The sequence below is a fragment of the Aliiroseovarius subalbicans genome (assembly GCF_022678625.1).
Classification (GTDB): domain Bacteria; phylum Pseudomonadota; class Alphaproteobacteria; order Rhodobacterales; family Rhodobacteraceae; genus Aliiroseovarius_A; species Aliiroseovarius_A subalbicans.
This window is the reverse complement of sequence record NZ_JALBYQ010000004.1, coordinates 62,255-80,950: the sequence shown is the minus strand read 5'-3', so window position 1 is coordinate 80,950 and position 18,696 is coordinate 62,255. Positions and strand designations below refer to the sequence as shown.

Genomic DNA, 18,696 nt, shown 5'->3' with positions numbered 1-18,696 from the left:
TTGGCGGCCGCTTGTGGCAGACAAGTTGGCTTTGTGGGTGGTGTCAGGCAAATGCGAACCAGTCGCTGATTGCCGCTAGATGCCAGAACCCATGCCGAACAAAGCTGGCGCCACTCGGAGAGAGCGGCGCTTCGGTTGATCTGGAAATTGGCGCGTGAGTAAAGGGGGGCGATCCAGATTGAAATGGTTATGGACGCAGGCGTGAACGGCGACGAATTTCTGCAAACCTACCATACTGCGAAAGCCCTGCATCGCCTGTTCTCGTCGCCGAAACGGCTGGTGTGAATTCTCGCCCCATTTGTTCAGCCGGTGCCCGGTTTTCTGTTTGTCGCAATGCCGATGACCTTCATCGCAGCGCCAAACGAACGCAACTCATCAGTCACAAAGACTTCTGGTCGGCCATGGCGTTTCATTGATTTTCTAAGGAATTTCAATGCTGCTTTGCGATCCCGGCGCTTGGTGACATAGCTCTCCAGCACTTCGCCTTAGCGATCCACAGCCCGCCATTAGTAGTGCGTCTTGCCGTTGATCTTCACGTAAACATCGTCGAGGTGCCACTGCCAGTTCGCATAAGATCCCATCCGGCATATCCGATTTCCGCGGATCTCAGATGCGAACATCGGGCCAAATTCATTCCACCAGAATCGACCCGTTTCGTGGCTGACGTCGATCCCACGCTCGTTCAAAAGATCCTCGACATTCCGAAGGGAAAGAGGAAATCGAACATACGTCATCACCGCCAGGCGGATGATGTCCGGACTTGTCTTGAAATAGCGAAATGGGCTGCGTTTTGTCATCCGGCAAAGCTGCGAAACCACCCTGCCCGGCTCAAGCCGGTTTTGTCTGCCAGTGCCGCGAGGAGGGGTCGCACCATCAAAATTCAGCCATCAATCGCGTATCCGAAGCCGCGTTCGGTTCGGACCATTTCACCACACCCTGCTTGTTTCAAGGTGCGCCTCAGCCGCCCGATGTGAACATCCACCGTCCTTGTGTCCACGTCGGAGGAAATTCCCCAAACAAGGTCGAGCAATTGCGTGCGCGAAAACACCCGACCCGGGCTTTGCATGAGCGTCACAAGCAACCGGAACTCGGTTGGGCTGGTTTGCAGCCGTTTACCCGCGAGGGAAACTGTGTGCTTTTCAATATCCACATCAAGTGCGCCAACGGTTAGCTGGCCCGAAAAAACCCGGGCGATCGGGCGACGCAGGGCTGCGCGCACCCGGGCCGTCAATTCCTTGATCAGATAGGGTTTGGACACGTAGTCATCCGCGCCAATGTCCAGCCCACGGATCTTGTCACGCTCTTCCGAACGGGCTGTCAGCATAATGATGGGGATTTCGCGGGTCCGTTTGTCGCGTCGCAATTGGCGACACACCTCGATGCCGGACAAGTTGGGAAGCATCCAATCCAGCAAAATCAGATCGGGTGGGCTCTCTTTTGCAGCCAACAGCCCCTCTTCTCCGTCGTCCGCGATGTCCACCTGGAACCCCTGACGGGTGAAGTTATAGCGCAGTAATTCGACCTGTGACGGTTCGTCTTCGATTACAAGAATTCTTGGGTTGGCAAGACTCATCTCGGGCGCCCCGTTTTAGCAGTCAAATCTCTATTTACCATCCAGTCCATCATCCGTCTCGACCTTGCTGGCTACATCAGCGCCGGTCACGATATGGATGACGTGACGGGCGATGTTTACGATATGGTCCCCGACCCGTTCAAAATTGCGCGAAATCAGGACCGCATGCATGATGGACTTTGCATTGTCGCCGGATGAGGTAAGCGTTTTCACCGCGCCTTTGAACAGAGCCCTGTTCAGCGCATCAACTTGCCTGTCCTGGTCACAGATCAAACGGGACAGATCGATATCACCGTCGCTATAGGCGCGTAGAACAGCCTCCAGCTGGGTCTGGACGATGGCGCTCATCTGCATGATGATCTCAAGCTGTTCTTCGGGTATCCGGTCCGCGCCCAGTTTGCGCGCCCGTTTCGCGGTGGATTTCGCGTGGTCCCCGACCCGCTCAAGTTCACCGGCGACGTTGATCGGTGACATCGCCTCACGAAGGTCCATTGCCATGGGCTGGCGCAGGGCGATAAGCCGCTCACAGCGTTTGACAATGGCCCCGTTCATACCGTTGATCCGGCGGTCAACCGTCACAATCCGCGTGATTTCGGCCCCGTCCGGCGCGGCAAGGGTTGCTGTTGCGTCCCGCAATTGAGCCGCGACAAGCGCGCCCATCGCAAGGATGCGTGCTTCGATTTTGTTCAGGTCTTTGTCGAAGCGTCCGACAATATGTGTGTGTTCCATTTGTCCGTCCTACCCGATCCGTCCGGTGATATAGTTTTGTGTCCGCTCTTCCTGCGGGTTGGTAAACACAGTCTTTGTGTCGCCCACCTCGACCAGATTCCCAAGGTGAAAAAACGCCGTGCGCTGCGATATGCGCGCCGCCTGCTGCATGGAATGGGTCACGATTACAATGGTGAAATCTTTGCGTAGACCATCGATCAGATCTTCGACCACCGCCGTGGCAATCGGATCAAGGGCCGAACACGGCTCATCCATCAGGATCACTTTGGGCTCGACCGCAATGGTGCGTGCGATGCACAGGCGCTGTTGCTGACCACCAGACAGGGAATTGCCGGGCTCGTCCAGCCGGTCAGCAATTTCATCCCAAAGCCCCGCGCTTTTCAAACTCCATTCAACCCGGTCTGCAAGCTCGGTTTTCGAACTGGTCATCTTGTGGATTTTCAGCCCGTAGGCGACGTTTTCAAAGATCGACTTGGGGAACGGGTTGGGTTTTTGGAAGACCATTCCAACCTGCGCCCGTAGCGCCACCACATCGACATCGGGGTCGTAAATCTCGTGCCCACTGATCTTAAGCGAGCCCGCGAACCGGCAGATCGGGATCAAGTCATTCATTCGGTTGATCGCCCTAAGAAAGGTCGATTTCCCGCACCCCGAAGGGCCAATCAGCGCCGTCACACGCTTTTCTTCGATATCCAGGTCGACATCGAACAGCGCCTGTTTATCGCCGTAAAACACGTTGACACTGCGTGCCATGATAAAGGGATCGTTCATCGTCAGAACCTTTGTTCAAGTTTGCGGCGCAACAGAATGGCGACCATGTTCATCGCCACCAGAAAGACCAGCAGCACGATGATCGCCGCCGAGGTTTTTTCTGAAAATGCGCGCTCGGGGCTGTCTGCCCACAGGAAAATCTGGACCGGCAGGGCGGTTGCGGGTTCAAGGATCGAACGCGGCACATCGACGATGAACGCGACCATCCCGATCATCAACAAAGGCGCGGTGTCCCCCAGGGCGCGTGCCATGCCGACGATCGCACCAGTCATCATGCCGGGCAAGGCCACCGGGAAGACATGGTGAAACACCGCCTGAACCGGGGTTGCACCAATCGCCAGAGCGGCCTCTTTGATCGAGGGTGGCACCGATTTCAGACTGGCCCGCGAGGCGATGATGATCGTCGGCAAGGTCATCAACGACAGCACCATCCCGCCCACCAACGGCGAGGATCGCGGCAGCCCAAAATAGCCCAGGAAAATCGACAGGCCCAGCAGGCCAAAGACGATTGAGGGCACAGCTGCCAGGTTGTTGATATTCACTTCAATCACGTCCGAGACCCGGTTGGCCGGGGCGAATTCCTCAAGATAGGTCGCTGCCGCGATACCGACAGGAAAGGACAAAAGGAAGCACACGCTTAGCGACAGGGCCGATCCGACAAAGGCGGCCAGAATGCCGGCGATCTCTGGTTCGCGGCTGTCTCCGTTGGTCAGAAAGCCCCAGTTGGCCACATTGCGTATCCGGCCCTGGTCTTGAATTTGGTCAACCCAAGCGATCTCCTGATCCGAGATCTGGCGCTGATCCTCGGGCAAGTCGGTGTTGATTTTTCCGCGCACATAGAGGCTCAAGTCATCCGATGCTGTCACCCACACCAAGGGTGTTCCGCCCAATAAGGTGGGATCAGACAGAACTTGGCGTTCAAGTTCAAAACTGCCTTCGGGGCTGACCAAATTGTAAAGCCGTTTCTTTTCGGCGCGCTTGCTCACCTCGGGAAACTGCGCGCGCAGGCCCTGTTTGATGATCGCCCCGTATCCGGCTCCTGCAATGTCATCAGGGTCGACATTTTCGACACTCAGATCAACCGGCACCGCGATTTGGACGAGCCGAACCGCACCAGAGGCGCCGATCATGATCGTGACGACCATCCAGGCAAGAAAGGCCAGCGAAATCAGAATGGCCAGCCGCCCGGTCCACTGAAAGCGCTTCTCGGCCCGGTGGCGGGCCTTCAGGCCAAAGCCCGCTTTGTCTATGAAATCAGTCATATTGCTCTCGGTATTTTCGGGTGATCCATTGGGCAGCGATGTTCAGGCACAGGGTGAGGATGAACAAAAGCAGACCCAGAGCGAAGGCCGACAGGGTCTTGGCTGAATCAAACTCCTGATCGCCGGTCAAAAGGGCGACAATCTGCGCGGTGATCGTTGTGACGGCATCAAGCGGGTTTAGGGTCAGCTTCGCCGCCAGTCCGGCGGCCATGACCACAATCATGGTCTCGCCAATCGCACGCGACGTCGCCAGCAAGAGCGCGCCAGAGATACCGGGAAGGGCTGCGGGCAAAATCACTTTGCGCACAGTTTCCGACTGGGTTGCACCCAGCCCAAGCGATGCATCGCGCAGAGATTGCGGCACCGCATTGATCACATCATCTGACAGCGACGAGATCAGCGGCACAATCATGATGCCCATCACCATACCTGCCGCCAGCGCACTTTCCGATGCGATCTCCAGCCCGAACTGTCCGCCGGTCATCCGGATGAAAGGGGCGACGGTGAGAGCCGCGAAAAACCCGTAGACCACGGTGGGAATCCCCGCGAGGATTTCCAGCGCCGGCTTTATCCAGTCGCGCGCCCGTTTTGAGGCATATTCAGAAAGGTATACCGCCGAAGCCAGGCCCAGCGGCGTCGCCACGACCATAGCGATGGCGCTGATCAGAAGGGTGCCGTTGATCAGCGGTATGGCACCGAAACTGCCCTCGGCGCCGACCTGATCAGCCCGGATGGCCGTTTGCGGCGACCATTCGAGACCAAACAGGAACTCACGCAGCGGAACTTTTTCCAGAAACCGGATCGTTTCAGCCAAAAGCGAAAGGATGATGCCGATGGTCACCAATATGGCAACCGTAGCTGCAAGCCACAAAACCGCGATGATCAACCGATCTATCCAGGCCGGTCGCGTCTTTCGGTCAAAATCTATGGTGGTGTTTGACATGAAGCCCCCAAACCACGTGAAGGGCTGGGGCCGAACCGGCCCCAACCCCGATTTCTTTACATATCAAGCAGTTCGAGCCCGTTGATCTTTGCCGACCATACCGTGCGGACATCGCCGCCCAGGGGGATAAGGCCCTTGTCGACAAGATAGCCATCCTCGCCCCAGGTATCCTCATCGGTGAACTCGGCCAGGAAGGCTTCGATCCCGGGAACCATGCCGATATGCGCTTTCTTGACGTAGAAGAACAGCGAGCGCGCAATCGGGTAGTTTCCCTCGGCGATCTCTTCGAATTCAGGATTAACACCGTTGATGGCCGCGCCCTGAACGCTGTCGCTGTTCTGCTCAAGAAAGCTGTAGCCAAAAACGCCGAAAGCGGATGAATTTGCCTGCAGTTTTTGCACGATCAAATTGTCGTTTTCGCCCGCTTCAACAAAGGCGCCGTCCTCGCGGATTGTGTGGCAGAGCGCCTTGTAGGCGTCCTTGTCGGACTGCGCCAAAGCGCTAATCCAGTCAAAGCTCTTGCACCCGCCCTCCAGCGCCAGTTCGGCAAAGGCATCGCGCGTACCGGATGTGGGTGGCGGGCCCAGAACCTCGATTTTGACCGCAGGCAGATCCGGGTCAATCTCATTCCACATCGTGTAAGGGTTCGGCTGCGTCGTGCCGTCCCCGTTTGGAACATCCTTGGCCAGAGCCAGGAAGATATCGCGGGTCGTGATTTCCAGCATCGGCGCATTTCTCGAATTTGCCAGAACGATCCCGTCAAAGCCGATCGTGGCCTCTACGATTTCGGTCACGCCGTTTTCGGCACATTTTTCGACCTCGGAGGATTTGATCCGGCGCGATGCATTGGCGATGTCGGGAAAGCCTTCGCCGATCCCACTGCAAAAAAGCTTGAGCCCGCCACCCGACCCGGTGCTTTCGACAACCGGCGTTTTGAAGTCGGTGGATTTGCCGAACCGCTCGGCAACGCTTGTCGAAAACGGGAACACCGTGGACGATCCGACAATGCTGATTTGATCGCGGGCAAAGGCGGGCGCGGCGCTGGCAAGGGCGAAAAGCACCGCTGCCGTCAGAGGCGTATAGGTGGCAGTCATGTTAAATCATCTCCTTAAGTGACTGTATGGCTCCGAAGGGAACGACACGTCATTCGACCGGGAATGATTCACGGGTACGACAGGCTTGTAACAGTTCAGTGACAGTGCGGATTATTTTGAGGTTTCCGCGATCGGCAGGTAAATTCGAAACTCGGACCCTTCGCCAAGGGTGCTTTCGATCTCAAGCTTGCCGCGGTGGCGCAGCAGGATATGTTTCACAATCGCCAGGCCAAGTCCGGTGCCGCCGACGCTGCGCGACCGGCTTTTGTCGACACGGTAAAACCGTTCGGTCAGGCGGGGGATCTCGGCGGCTGGAATGCCCTCCCCCTGATCGCAGACGGAAATGCGTATTGCTGTCTTGTTAAGAGGATTGTCGCCGCAATCAACGTCGGCGGACATGCGGATCTCGCCCCCTTCGCGGCTATAGGTGACCGCGTTTTCGAACAGGTTGATCAACACACGCACCAGATCGTCATGGTTTCCCAAGATCTCTGGCAGCACGCCATTGGTCGTGACAACGAGTGTTTTTCCGTGTTTTCGCGCAAAAGCCTCGGCGATTTCTTCGGCTTGCAAGATGATTTGGTTCGGATCGACGGTTTTCTTAGGTGCCCGGCGTTCCTTGACCTCGACACGCGACAAGGACAGCAGGTCGCTCACCAGGTTGGTCATCCGTGCAACCTCTTTGTCCATAAGCTGCAGAAACCGTTCCTGCGCGGCCGGGTCATCGCGCGCCGGACCCAAAAGCGTTTCGACAAAACCCGAAATCGCCGTCAGCGGCGACCGAATTTCATGCGAGACATTGGCCACAAAATCACTGCGCATCGCTTTGACATCCAGCAAGGACGAGCGGTCTTCGAATGTGAGCACAAGCGCAATACCATCGGGTCTGTCTACCACAGGAACGCGCCGGATCGACATTTGAAACACCGTTCCGAACCCTGCCTTGATTGAAAGTGACGTGGTTGTCTCGGCGCCTGTCTCCAGCGTTTTTTGTAAAAGCATGCGCACTTCGCGCTTTTGCAAAAGGAGGTCTTGGATATTGGAAGACTGGTCATCGCCCCCAAAGGCCTTTCGAGCTTCTTTGTTCGCAGTGACAACCTGAAATTTGCAATCCAGCACAACAACAGGGATCGCAACAGCGTCAAAAGGGTTCGTATATAAAGTCACTTAGTCCTCGATCAGTGTCGGGTATCGTATGGGCCACTCGGACGAGTTTCATCATCGTCGCCGATTTGTCCAGATCATTGGATTCCCGCGCGGGGGTACGGCCGTTCAGCTGACGGCGCGTCATACTGTTGCCTTCACACAAATCAAGCACTGACTCGAAAGCGGTGATGTTTGTTGCCCGCAATAACTGACCCAAAGATCGTGAACCCGTGAAAGCAGCCATCGGAACGCAAGCAACGAAAGTCTGAACCGTCAGCCCTGCAGACCATGAGCCGCAAAAAACGCCAAATTTGCCTGACTGTTTCTACCGGATGACGGCTGTGAGCCCACCGTGACGGATGCTGCGCTGTGTTCGAATGGCCGTGACGTGGTGCACAGCCATTATTGTGGTGCCAATAGCAAAAAAAAGCGGTGCCCAATGTCCTCGGGCACCGCCAATGCTAATTTCACCTACAGGTGTGAACACTTAGGTCAGGTCGAAGCGATCCACGTTCATGACCTTGTTCCAGGCAGCGATGAAGTCGGCCACGAATCTCTCGCCTGCATCCTTCTGACCGTAGACTTCCGCCAGGGCACGCAATTGCGAGTTCGAGCCGAACACGAGGTCGACCCGCGTTGCGGTCCACCTGGCTTTCTCGGCGCCGCGGTCACGACCTTCAAAAATGCCATCGCCCATGTCCGTCCACGTCGTGCCCATGTCGAGCAGGTTCGTGAAGAAGTCATTGGTGAGTTGACCTTCCCGATCGGTCAGGACGCCATGCGCGCTGCCACCGTGGTTTGCACCCAGCACCCTCAGGCCGCCGATCAACACGGTCATTTCCGGTGCGCTCAGGGTCAGAAGCTGGGCTTTGTCGACCAGGAGTTCTTCCGGCGAGATCGTGTACTCGGTCTTCTGCCAGTTGCGGAAGCCGTCGGCGGCCGGCTCCAGATGGCCGATGCTTTCGACATCGGTCATGTCCTGGGTGGCGTCGCCGCGACCCAAGGTCACTGGGACGGTCACGTCATGGCCCGCATTCCCCGCGGCCCTCTCGATCGCCGCCGCACCACCGACGACGATCAGATCAGCCATCGAGACCGGCTTGCCGAAGCCCGTGCGGACCTCATCCAGCGTCGCCAGCACCCGCGCCAGTTCTTCGGGCTCGTTGACCTCCCAGCGGTTCATCGGGTCCAACCGGATACGCGCACCGTTGGCGCCACCGCGCTTGTCAGAGCCGCGGAAGGTCGAAGCCGAAGCCCAGGCGGTTTTGACCAGGTCCGACACGCTCAGGCCCGAGGCGAGCACCGCTGCTTTCAGGTCGGTCAGCTCATCATTGTTCAGGTCAGTTTCCGAGGCCGGAATCGGATCCTGCCAGATCAGCTCCTCACCCGGCACTTCCCCACCAAGATAGCGCGATCTGGGGCCCATGTCGCGATGTGTCAGCTTGAACCAAGCCCGCGCGAAGGCATCCGCAAACTCTGCCGGGTTTTCGTGGAACCGTTTCGAGATGGGGCCATAGATCGGGTCCATCCGCATCGCCATGTCGGCGGTGGTCATCATGGTCGGAACCTTCTTCGAAGGGTCGTGGGCTTGCGGTGCCATGTCCTCTTCGGTCACGCCGGCCGGCTCCCAGATCCACGCCCCGGCGGGCGATTTGGTCAGGTTCCAGTCATAGCCAAACAGCAGGTCGAAATAGCCATTGTCCCACTGGATCGGGTTGGCGGTCCAGGCGCCCTCGATCCCGCTTGTGGTGGTGTCATCCCCCTTGCCCGAGCCATGGGCGTTGATCCAGCCCAGGCCCATCTCCTCAATCGGGGCGGCTTCGGGTTCAGGGCCAACCAGCCCCGGATCGCCCGCACCGTGCGCCTTGCCAAAGGTGTGACCGCCTGCAACCAGCGCCACGGTTTCCTCGTCGTTCATCGCCATGCGGGCAAAGGTTTCGCGCACGTCGCGGCCCGAGGCGAGAATGTCGGGTTGCCCGTCCGGCCCCTCCGGGTTCACATAGATCAGGCCCATCTGCACGGCGGCCAGCGGGTTCTCCAGATCGCGCGTGCCCGAATAACGGCTGTTGGGATTGTCGTCCGGCGCCAGCCATTCGGTCTCGGCCCCCCAATAGGTATCCTCCTCGGGTTCCCAAACATCGGCGCGGCCACCGGCAAAGCCAAACGTCGGACCGCCCATGCTCTCAATCGCGACGTTGCCCGCGAGGATCATCAAATCGGCCCAGGAAATCGCGTTGCCGTATTCCTGCTTGATCGGCCACAGGAGGCGGCGTGCCTTGTCGAGGTTCCCGTTGTCGGGCCACGAGTTCAACGGAGCAAAGCGCTGCTGCCCAGTTCCCGCGCCACCGCGCCCGTCCGCTGTGCGATAGGTGCCGGCGCTGTGCCAGGCCATGCGGATGAACAAACCGCCATAATGGCCATAGTCGGCCGGCCACCAATCTTGGCTGTCCGTCATCAGGTCCCGCAGATCTTTCTTGAGCGCATCAAGATCGAGCGTCTTGAACGCCTCGGCATAATCAAAGCCATCGCCCATCGGGTCGGACTTGGCCGAGTTTTGATGCAGAATGCGGAGGTTGAGTTGGTTGGGCCACCAATCCTTGTTCGACCGCATACCGACGCTTGTCGCGCCGTGTACGACCGGGCATTTGCCGCTGTTGTTTCCGTCCATCATGTTTCTCCCATTGAGGTGAATTCGCTGTTTGGGGTGGAGATCAGGTCTGATCCGTCTTCCTGACCTGTGTAGCGCAACATCTTGATAAGAGAAAATTGCATTATCCAATTCTCATGATAATTCTTTCCTATGACTAACATCACCATCCGTCAGCTTCGCTATTTCGATTCACTCGCCCGGCATGGCCATTTCGGTCACGCCGCAGAGGCTTGCGCCGTGTCCCAGCCAGCCCTGTCCGTACAGATCAGGGAGCTTGAGGAAACTCTCGGCAGCACCTTGTTCGAGCGCATGCCGCGCCGGGTCCGGCTGACAACGCTGGGCCGCGAGTTCCTGAAACGGACACAGGAGATCCTGCGCGCGGTCGATGAACTGGGAGATCTCGCGCGCGCTGCCAAGGGCCAATGGATCGGGCAGTTGCGCATCGGCGTGATCCCGACCATCGCGCCCTATCTCTTGCCCACCATCGTCGAACGGCTCAATCAGAGCTTTGCCGGTGTGGATATCCGCGTCCGTGAAACCATGACATCAACCCTCATCAAGGAACTGACCGAAGGTCGGATAGATACAGCTATCCTGGCGCTGCCGATCTCTGAGCCCAGCCTGACCGAGGTCCCACTGTTCGACGAGAACTTCGTCCTCATCCGCCCTGATGCGGATCGGAACAAGCCAGTTCCGGACCGGGACATGCTGCAGGAAATGCAACTTCTTCTTCTCGAGGAAGGCCACTGTTTCCGCGACCAGGCGCTTTCGTTCTGCAATATTCAACCGAACCAGCCGCGCGAAACTCTGGACGGCTCCTCGCTCTCGACCTTGGTGCAGATGGTCGGGGCCGGGCTTGGTGTGACACTCGTTCCCGAGATGGCCATTCCCGTCGAAACCGGCGCCGCCGCCGTTTCGGTCGCCCGCTTCTCAGAGCCGCAGCCATCGCGCACTGTGGGCATGCTTTGGCGCAAGACCAGCCCTCTCGCCCATCAATACCACCGGATCGCGGAAATCGTTCGAAATGCCGATGAAGCTAGACGCACCTCGTTCAAGGCAGCCATTTGAACATCCGTGTGGAAAGACCGTTTTGTCCGCAGAGCAGACCATAGTGCAAGCTGCAGCCAGTGGCGGGTTTGAGCACAAAAACTACCGATGCTGCCAAATGGGCCAACGACCGCTTTGGGTGAATGTTGCGACAAGGGCTGTCCACACTGACAGCCCTTGTCTCTGGTTTATTTGCTAAGAAATGCACGTATCAAGGGCATTGTTTCGTCTGGATTGTCCCAAATCATATCGTGACCGGAGTTTGGTACAATCGAAAGCTCTCCGTTTTGAAAAAAGCTTAGGTGAACACGTTGCGCATCCTCGCCAATCCAATCGTTGCACGCACTGGCGAGCAACAGAACAGGTCCGGGATAGCTTTCTGCACCTTGGGCAATAAGTTCAATTTCGGCAGCACCGGTATTGCCGGCCGTTTGGCTGGCCGTTGCACCAAATCGCCACGCCGCCGCATCGAATTCTTCGCCGGCACAGTGATACGGGTTTTCCGGATGACTGACGAATTCGTGAATGATTTCGCTCATCATATAGTCCTGACCGGCGCTAGAGTCGGGACCAGACACATGCAGAGACTGAAAAGCGGCGATTGCGGCCTGCCAATAAAATCCCAGTCCGGACATATATGGTTTTGCTTGTGTCATCCAATCCTGAGCCTCTTCGCCCGTGAAAAAGCCCGGTTCCAACAGAATTGCGCGTGCAACTTTTTCCGGAGCTTCTCCCAAATAGGCCGTCGCAAGCATTGCGCCCCATGAATGCCCCAACAGCGTCACGGGGCGATCTGGAGAGTATTTTTCAATTACCGCGTCAAGCTCTGTCATATAGTTGGGGACGGTCAACTCTTCCGCCGGAACTCTTTCGGACAGTCCCGCACCTCTTTGGTCGTAGAACACGACGAAATTGGTATCCGCCAGTGATTTTGCTGCAAGTTGTGATCTGTAATCTCCGCCCGGACCTCCGTGCAGTACAATGATCACCGGGTTCGATGGGTCGCCGTATGTTTCCGCATGCAGACGCACACCGTTGATTTCGATTTGTGGAAGCGAGGCATCGTCGACCACGGTGGCGGCCACAGGGTATTGCCCGGATGTGGCGAAATACAAACCAAACGCGGCCAAGACTAACGCCCCAATCGCGCCACCTGAGATAACTAGACCAGTCTTAAATACTCGCATGATCAACTTTCTGTTTGGTTTTGAATTCTGCAAAGCAATTGGAGAATCCTCTATCGATTTTGTCGGGGTTCCGCTGGCTGCGAGACCGAAGATTGCCGCTTGCCCACTGTGCTGCGGAGTTGGTATCGTCATTTGGTTGTTCTCCTTACCGTTAGAGCCGTCGTACTGGGCGCGAGCAAAGCTGGCATTATCGTTTGATAAGGAATTCGCGATTTGGACCTTTTGACGTTTTTCACCAGTTCCCCGAGCGCTTTGGACAAAGACACCGCGCGTGCGTTCGCTGCAGCATGGGGCGTTGAACATGTCGAAAAGGGGCGCCGCATTACGACGCAGGGCGAACCAGACCCAATGGAGCACATCATTCTTGATGGACGCGCCACCAGCCAAATCAGCGATCCCGAAGGTCGAGCCGTTTGTGTTGGCTTTCACGCTGGTCCTTGCGTGGTTACGCCAAATGTCGCGAGATCCAGAAACGGGACCTCGCTCGTATCAATAGATGTGATTGCGGATGCGTTAGTTGCGCAAATGGACAGCCGTGCTTTGACTGAGCTTATGTTGGCATCGGAGCCAATTCGCGAATGGGCAAACGGCATTTTGCAGCAAGAACTGGCCCGTAAAGCTGATCGAGAGTGGTGCCTTGCTGCACTTGGTGGCGCAGACCGCCTTGCGTGGTTTCGCAAAGATTTCCCGCGTCACGAAGGTCTCTTCGGCCATTATTTGATAGCGTCCTTTCTCGGCATCACTCCGGTCACACTCAGTCGGCTTCGCGGTGCCGAGCGAGTCACGGCGATTGATTGAAAGTTCGATGGGGGAACCCATTGCTAGCAAAGCAGACCCTGGTAGCTACCGCAGCGAACGGCTGTTTGTCCCGCATACGTGACTTTCGTGTACTGTGCAGCGAAGAAACCGGTCATCAAAACATCTTGCGACAAGATTTGACGAAGCTAGCCCGGGTAGCGGACAAGGGGACAACCATCTGCGACTAGGTCAAAAGAGGCGGCCTGTCTTTCTTGTACAGGGTTTGGGTTTTCAGCATGGATTTCCGCCGCTGACGATCCGAAGTGGGCTTGATCGGGGGTTTTGCCGTCAAACCATGAATATGGGCATCGTCTGTAGGAATTGACCTCCAAGGTCCCCTAGACACACGTGCCCTTAAGCGTTGGCATAGCTGCTTTCTTAAAGTTCATCACGCCAGGGCGGGTTTGCACCAGCACGACCGACATTGATTGCAGCGGCTCTCGCACCGAATCCAATCGCTTCTGCAACGTCATGTTCCGACACCGTCTCAATAGCAGTTTTGGTTAGCAGACCTGCTTCAGACAGGCTTGCCAATACACCGGCATTGAACGTGTCACCTGCACCGACGGTGTCGACGACATCGACCTTCTGACTGGCGACAAAGATGGATCGTCCATCTGGCAACCATGCCTGGGCACCGGATTTGCCGCGCGTCAGGATGACGATGGAAGGCCCAAGTTTCTTTAATTGGGCGACTTTCGTTTCAAGCCCGTCCGCGCTTTGGATGATCCAGTTCAGGTCCTCGTCGGAGACTTTCACAATGTCGGCCAGCTTGATCATCCGTTCAATTCGGTCCCGGAAACTTGGCTCGTCTGCGATGAAGCTGGGCCGGATGTTGGGGTCGACCATCACGACACATTCGCGCGCGTGCGCTTCGGCCAGCTGCGCATAAGTTTCGGCGCCCGGAGCGCAGGCCAGGCTGATACCGCCGAAATACAGGGCAGAAATATCGTCTATTTCGCCCGGCAAATCATCAGGGGCGATCATCCGCCCTGCGGAGTTTTCGTCAAAGAACGAATATGACGCATGTCCATCGGACAGCTTGACGAACGCCAAGGTCGTTGGGCGATCCGACCGGATGACATATCGGGTGTCGACATTGCTTGCCCTCAAATCAGCCATCAGCTGATGGCCGAACACATCGGTCGAAATGCCGCTCAACAAGCCAGTTCGACAACCCAATCGCCCGAGGCCAATGGCGGTATTGAAGATCGCGCCACCTGATCGCGGCACGTAGCCATCCGGGCCCCGAACCGTTTGCTCAGGGATCATGTCGATAAGGGCTTCTCCACAGCAAAGGATCATAGGGCTTCCTCAATGAATATTGGGGTGAGTTTCCGTTGCACACACGGTATTTCCAATTGGGGTCAAGTCTCAAGGTTTGAGATAGGTTGCGATCGCCGCTTCCAACCCCTCATCCCAAATCACGCCAAGCCACTTCGCAAAGCGGTCTGCAAACCCAGGCTCGTCCGCGAGATCCCCGTAAATTTGGCGCATCTCAAGCCACGCAGTTGGGTTTTCCCGCGCTTGCCGGGCCGTCGCAGTCAAGTCCTCCCAAAACGGATCATTCGGGTCGATCTTGCTGCCGTCTTCCCGCGTGCCTTCGCACATCCTTGCCCAGGCGGCTTCGACCAGGACAAGCCCGTCGATCGGGGTTCCTTTCGCCAGCCCCTCGCGGATCGAGGGGATGATGAACCCAGGATGACGGGACGAGCCGTCAAAGGCCACCCGGCGGGTTGTGTCGATGATCTTCGGGTTCGAAAGCCGCTTGTGGATCAGCGCGACGTAATCCTTGCTGGTCATGCCCAAGACAGGTTTAACCAGCGGCGCGATTTCTTCTTGCGCAACCTTGGTAAAAAGCGGGCCGATCAGATCGTGTTTCATGCAATCAGCTATCGTCTTGATCGAAAGAACCTCGCCCGGCACCGAGACCACCTGGTGCCCGCCATTCAAAATCCGGATTTTCAGCGCCTCATAGCCGTGTACATCATCCGTGAAGGTCGCGCCGACCTTGTCCCAGTCAGGTCGACCGGCGCAAAAATCATCTTCGATCACCCACTGGCGGAAGCTTTCGTGGGTCACGGGGACCTGGTCATCTATGCCCAGCTGATGTGCCAGCGCCAATTCGTCGGGGCCGGTTGCCGGAACAATGCTGTCGACCATTGAATTTGGGAACGTGCAGGTGGCGTCTATCCAGTCTGCCAATTCGGAATTGGACAGACGCGCCAGGGACACAAGTGTTTTGCGCAGCACATCCCCGTTGCCCAGAAGATTGTCACAGCACAGGCAGGTAAACGGGCCTATCCCCGTGTCCCGTCGCAGGCGAAGCGCCGCGACGATGGCACCGAAGGCCGTTCTTGGCGTTTTCGGGTTGCGGCTGTCATGAACAATGTCGGGATGCGCCGCGTCAAATTCCTTGGTCGCAGGGTCAATGAAATACCCGCCCTCTGTCACAGTCATGGCCACGATGCGAATGTCGGGCCGTGCCATCTGTTCGATCAGGGCGGTGTTGTTTTCCTCGATCGGAAGGTAGTCGATCATCGAGCCGACGACTTCAGCCGTCGAAGACGACGGGTCCAGCTCAATCAAGGTTGTCAGACAATCCTGCGCCAGCAGCTTGTCGCGCATGGCCGCGTCATAGGTCCGAACACCGGCGCCGATGATCGCCCAATCCAGCGCTTCGCCCTGTTGCATCAGGCGATGCAGATACCATGCCTGGTGGGCCCGATGAAAATTCCCAACGCCGATGTGCACGATACCAGGCGTGAGCCGTGCCCGGTCATAGTTCGGGCGCAGGACGGCCTTGGGAAGCTCCTTCAGTGTCGCGTCGTTCAGTTTCATAAGATCGGTTCCCCGCACGAGATCTTCCATCAGCTCATCCAAGTCCCGCCGTCGACATTGTAGGTCTGTGCAACGATGTAGTCGGCGTCCCTGGAGGCGAGGAAAACAGCCATCCCTGTAAGGTCTTCGGCCTGTGCCATGCGCCCGAAGGGCACGGCGTCGCCGACCTCCTTTTTCTTTTGTCCCAGGGCCTTGTTCTCGAACTTGGCGAAAAAGGCATCAACACCGTCCCAGTGTTCGCCGTCCACCACCCCCGGAGCGATCGCATTCACGTTGATCCCGTGCGCGATAAGGTTCAGCCCGGCGGATTGGGTCAGGCTGATGACAGCGGCCTTGCTGGCGCAATAGGTGGCAACCAGGGGTTCACCCCGGCGTCCGGCCTGGCTGGCCATGTTGATGATCTTGCCCTTGATGCCCCGGTCGATCATGTGCCGTGCGACGGCCTGCAGGGTGAACAAGGTTCCGGTGACATTGACGTCAAAAACCCGTGCATGGTCTTCGCGCGTGATGTCGACAATCGGCGCGGCTGTGAACAAGGCTGCATTGTTGATCAGGATGTCGATCTGACCCAGCCGCGCGACCGTGTGCGCGATTGCCGCGTCAATGCTGCTTTGCTGGGTGACATCCATTTCAACGGCAATCGCAGCCGCACCTATTTCGGCGGCGGCGTCGCGGGCGCGGCGGTGGTCGATGTCTGCGATGGCAACCCGCGCGCCTTCGGCCACATAGGCCTTGGCGAAGGCCAGCCCGATCCCCCGGGCGGCCCCCGTAATCAGCGCGGTTTTGCCATCCAGGCGGCTCATTCGATCCGCAGCCCCTGCGCGTCGAACCTGTGGATCTGGTCAGGCTGTGGGGTCAGGTAAATGTCATCCCCGTGTTTCACCGAGATATCCCCGGAGATACGCACGGTGACCATGTCGGCAAGCCCGGTGTTGTGAACGTGGATAAATGTGTCTGACCCAAGATGTTCGGCGACACCCACGGTGCCCTTCCATGTGCCCTCGGTCATGCTGACGTCGGTGTGTTCCGGGCGGATACCGATGGTGTGCGCACCCTGCTTTTCCGCCTCAGGGCCGGTAAAGATGTTCATCTTCGGTGAGCCGATGAAACCGGCCACGAACACGTTCTGAGGCTTGTGATAGAGATCCAGCGGCGAGCCGACCTGTTCGATGACGCCAGCTTGAAGAACCACGATCTTGTTGGCCATGGTCATGGCTTCCACCTGGTCATGGGTCACATAGATCATTGTGGTCTGCATACGCTCATGCATCTCGCTGATCTCAAGCCGCATGCCCACCCGCAAGGCGGCGTCGAGGTTCGACAATGGTTCATCAAACAGGAACGCCGAAGGATCGCGGACAATGGCGCGGCCAATGGCAACCCGCTGACGCTGACCGCCCGAAAGCTGCCCAGGTTTGCGGTCCAGATAGTCCATAAGGTTCAACGAAGTGGCGGCCGTTTCGACGCGCTTGTCGATTTCGGCCTGGTCCATCTTCTCCATTCGAAGCGGAAAGCCGATATTCTTGCGCACCGTCATGTGCGGATAAAGCGCATAGGACTGGAACACCATCGCCAGGCCACGTTTCGAAGGCGGCACCTCGGTCACGTCTTCGCCGTCAATTGCGATAGCGCCCGAGGTCAGGTCCTCAAGGCCCGCAATCATGCGCAGCAGCGTGGACTTGCCGCAGCCGGACGGGCCGACAAATACGGTAAACTCACCGTCTTCAATGGTCAGGTCCAGCGGCGGGATGACCTCCACGTCACCGAAACTCTTGGATACTTTATCGAGAACAATTTGTCCCATGGTCTTTCCTCACTTCACGGCGCCGAAGGTCAAGCCTTGGACCAATTGTTTTTGACAGAACCAACCAAGGACAACGATGGGTCCGACGGCGGCTGTTGAGACTGCTGACAAGCGGCCGAAGAACAGGCCCTCCGGAGCTCGGTTGCCTTCGATGAGTTTGGACAGCGTGGCCGCATCGATGGTCGTGAGGCGGACAGTCCAGTAGGCTTCGTTCCAGCAGAAGATGAAAATCAAAAGTGCGGTTGACGCGATGCCACCCCAGGCGAGGGGAACAAGGATCTCCTTGATCTCGCCCCATGTGTTGACGCCGTCCATTTTGCCCGCTTCGATGATATCCTTCGGGATTTCCTTGAAATAGGTGAACAGCATCCAGATCGCGATCGGCAGGTTGATCAGGCTCAACACGGTGATGATCAGGATATGCGTGTCATAAAGCCCGATGCCTTTGGCAAGGAAGATCATCGGATAAAGCACCGCGGCAGCCGGCAGCATCTTCGTCGACAACATCCACATCAGAACGTCTTTGGTTGCCCGCGTCGGGTTGAACGCCATCGCATAGGCGGCAGGAACGCTGACGAACAGGGTGAACAGAGTTGCCGAAACCGAGGTGATCACCGAATTCCTGGCAAACCGCCAGTAGTCATAATTGTCGGTCATGTTCAGGTAGTTATCCAGCGTCGGGGTAAAGAAGAACAGGTATTCCGGCTTTACCGCGTCGGCGTCTGTCTTGAAGCTCGTCAGAACCATCCAGAAGATGGGAAAGAAGAAGAGCAGCCCAACACCCCAGGCCAGAACGGGCCGTCCGTAGGAGCTGAATTTCGAGGATTGTGCAACGATTGCCATGGGTTTTC

At 57.4% G+C, this 18,696-nt stretch carries 15 protein-coding genes and 2 pseudogenes; 2 read left to right on the top strand and 15 right to left on the bottom strand.

Annotated elements, in window-relative coordinates; all coding sequences use genetic code 11:
• Positions 1-95 precede the first annotated feature (95 nt).
• The 9 genes and pseudogenes from MN188_RS13120 to katG form a co-directional block, all read right to left on the bottom strand.
• A pseudogene (locus MN188_RS13120) lies at positions 96-797 on the bottom strand (IS6 family transposase); the annotation flags it as partial.
• Positions 798-880: 83 nt separating this feature from the next.
• Positions 881-1,573, bottom strand: a complete 693-nt coding sequence (locus MN188_RS13115) for a response regulator (RefSeq protein ID WP_242109595.1) — start codon at positions 1,571-1,573, stop codon at positions 881-883.
• Positions 1,574-1,603: 30 nt separating this feature from the next.
• Entirely contained in the window at positions 1,604-2,302 is a 699-nt protein-coding gene (phoU, locus tag MN188_RS13110; RefSeq protein ID WP_242109594.1) for a phosphate signaling complex protein PhoU, read from the bottom strand.
• Positions 2,303-2,311: 9 nt separating this feature from the next.
• Complete coding sequence (gene pstB, locus MN188_RS13105) at positions 2,312-3,055, bottom strand: phosphate ABC transporter ATP-binding protein PstB (protein WP_338023247.1); 744 nt, start codon at positions 3,053-3,055, stop codon at positions 2,312-2,314.
• Between the two features lie 20 nt (positions 3,056-3,075).
• Positions 3,076-4,335 (bottom strand): phosphate ABC transporter permease PstA, encoded by a 1,260-nt coding sequence (gene pstA, locus MN188_RS13100; protein WP_242109592.1) that lies wholly within the window; start codon positions 4,333-4,335, stop codon positions 3,076-3,078.
• Positions 4,328-5,227: pseudogene (gene pstC, locus MN188_RS13095) on the bottom strand (phosphate ABC transporter permease subunit PstC); the annotation flags it as partial. The gene pstA and the pseudogene pstC, both read right to left, overlap by 8 nt.
• A 107-nt stretch (positions 5,228-5,334) precedes the next feature.
• The gene (locus tag MN188_RS13090) at positions 5,335-6,372 is read right to left on the bottom strand and encodes a substrate-binding domain-containing protein (RefSeq protein ID WP_242109591.1); all 1,038 of its coding nucleotides are present in this window, start codon (positions 6,370-6,372) and stop codon (positions 5,335-5,337) included.
• 111 nt (positions 6,373-6,483) lie between these two features.
• A complete protein-coding gene (locus MN188_RS13085; protein WP_242109590.1) occupies positions 6,484-7,374 on the bottom strand; it encodes a sensor histidine kinase in 891 nt (296 codons plus the stop codon).
• A gap of 631 nt (positions 7,375-8,005) precedes the next feature.
• Positions 8,006-10,186 carry a catalase/peroxidase HPI gene (katG, locus tag MN188_RS13080; protein ID WP_242109589.1) on the bottom strand — a complete coding sequence of 727 codons (2,181 nt, stop codon included), beginning with the start codon at positions 10,184-10,186 and terminating at the stop codon, positions 8,006-8,008.
• Between the two features lie 132 nt (positions 10,187-10,318).
• Here katG and MN188_RS13075 point away from each other — a divergent pair, with 132 nt between their 5' ends.
• The gene (locus MN188_RS13075; RefSeq protein ID WP_242109588.1) at positions 10,319-11,236 is read left to right on the top strand and encodes a LysR substrate-binding domain-containing protein; all 918 of its coding nucleotides are present in this window, start codon (positions 10,319-10,321) and stop codon (positions 11,234-11,236) included.
• A gap of 167 nt (positions 11,237-11,403) precedes the next feature.
• Here MN188_RS13075 and MN188_RS13070 read toward each other — a convergent pair whose 3' ends face one another.
• A complete protein-coding gene (locus tag MN188_RS13070; RefSeq protein ID WP_242109586.1) occupies positions 11,404-12,831 on the bottom strand; it encodes an alpha/beta fold hydrolase in 1,428 nt (475 codons plus the stop codon).
• 96 nt (positions 12,832-12,927) lie between these two features.
• Between MN188_RS13070 and MN188_RS13065 the strand changes: the two genes are divergently transcribed.
• On the top strand, positions 12,928-13,200 hold the full coding sequence (locus MN188_RS13065) for a cyclic nucleotide-binding domain-containing protein (RefSeq protein WP_242109584.1): 273 nt from the start codon (positions 12,928-12,930) through the stop codon (positions 13,198-13,200).
• Between the two features lie 378 nt (positions 13,201-13,578).
• On the opposite strand, the gene MN188_RS13060 is transcribed toward MN188_RS13065, so the two are convergent.
• From MN188_RS13060 to MN188_RS13040, 5 genes are all read right to left on the bottom strand, one after another.
• On the bottom strand, positions 13,579-14,505 hold the full coding sequence (locus MN188_RS13060; RefSeq protein WP_242109582.1) for a carbohydrate kinase family protein: 927 nt from the start codon (positions 14,503-14,505) through the stop codon (positions 13,579-13,581).
• A gap of 69 nt (positions 14,506-14,574) precedes the next feature.
• Positions 14,575-16,041, bottom strand: a complete 1,467-nt coding sequence (locus tag MN188_RS13055) for a mannitol dehydrogenase family protein (protein WP_242109581.1) — start codon at positions 16,039-16,041, stop codon at positions 14,575-14,577.
• A 29-nt stretch (positions 16,042-16,070) separates the two neighbouring features.
• The gene (locus MN188_RS13050; RefSeq protein WP_242109579.1) at positions 16,071-16,844 is read right to left on the bottom strand and encodes an L-iditol 2-dehydrogenase; all 774 of its coding nucleotides are present in this window, start codon (positions 16,842-16,844) and stop codon (positions 16,071-16,073) included.
• On the bottom strand, positions 16,841-17,845 hold the full coding sequence (locus MN188_RS13045; RefSeq protein ID WP_242109577.1) for an ABC transporter ATP-binding protein: 1,005 nt from the start codon (positions 17,843-17,845) through the stop codon (positions 16,841-16,843). The genes MN188_RS13050 and MN188_RS13045 overlap by 4 nt, the downstream gene beginning before the upstream one ends.
• Positions 17,846-17,854: 9 nt before the next feature.
• Complete coding sequence (locus MN188_RS13040) at positions 17,855-18,688, bottom strand: carbohydrate ABC transporter permease (RefSeq protein ID WP_242109576.1); 834 nt, start codon at positions 18,686-18,688, stop codon at positions 17,855-17,857.
• Positions 18,689-18,696: the final 8 nt, after the last annotated feature.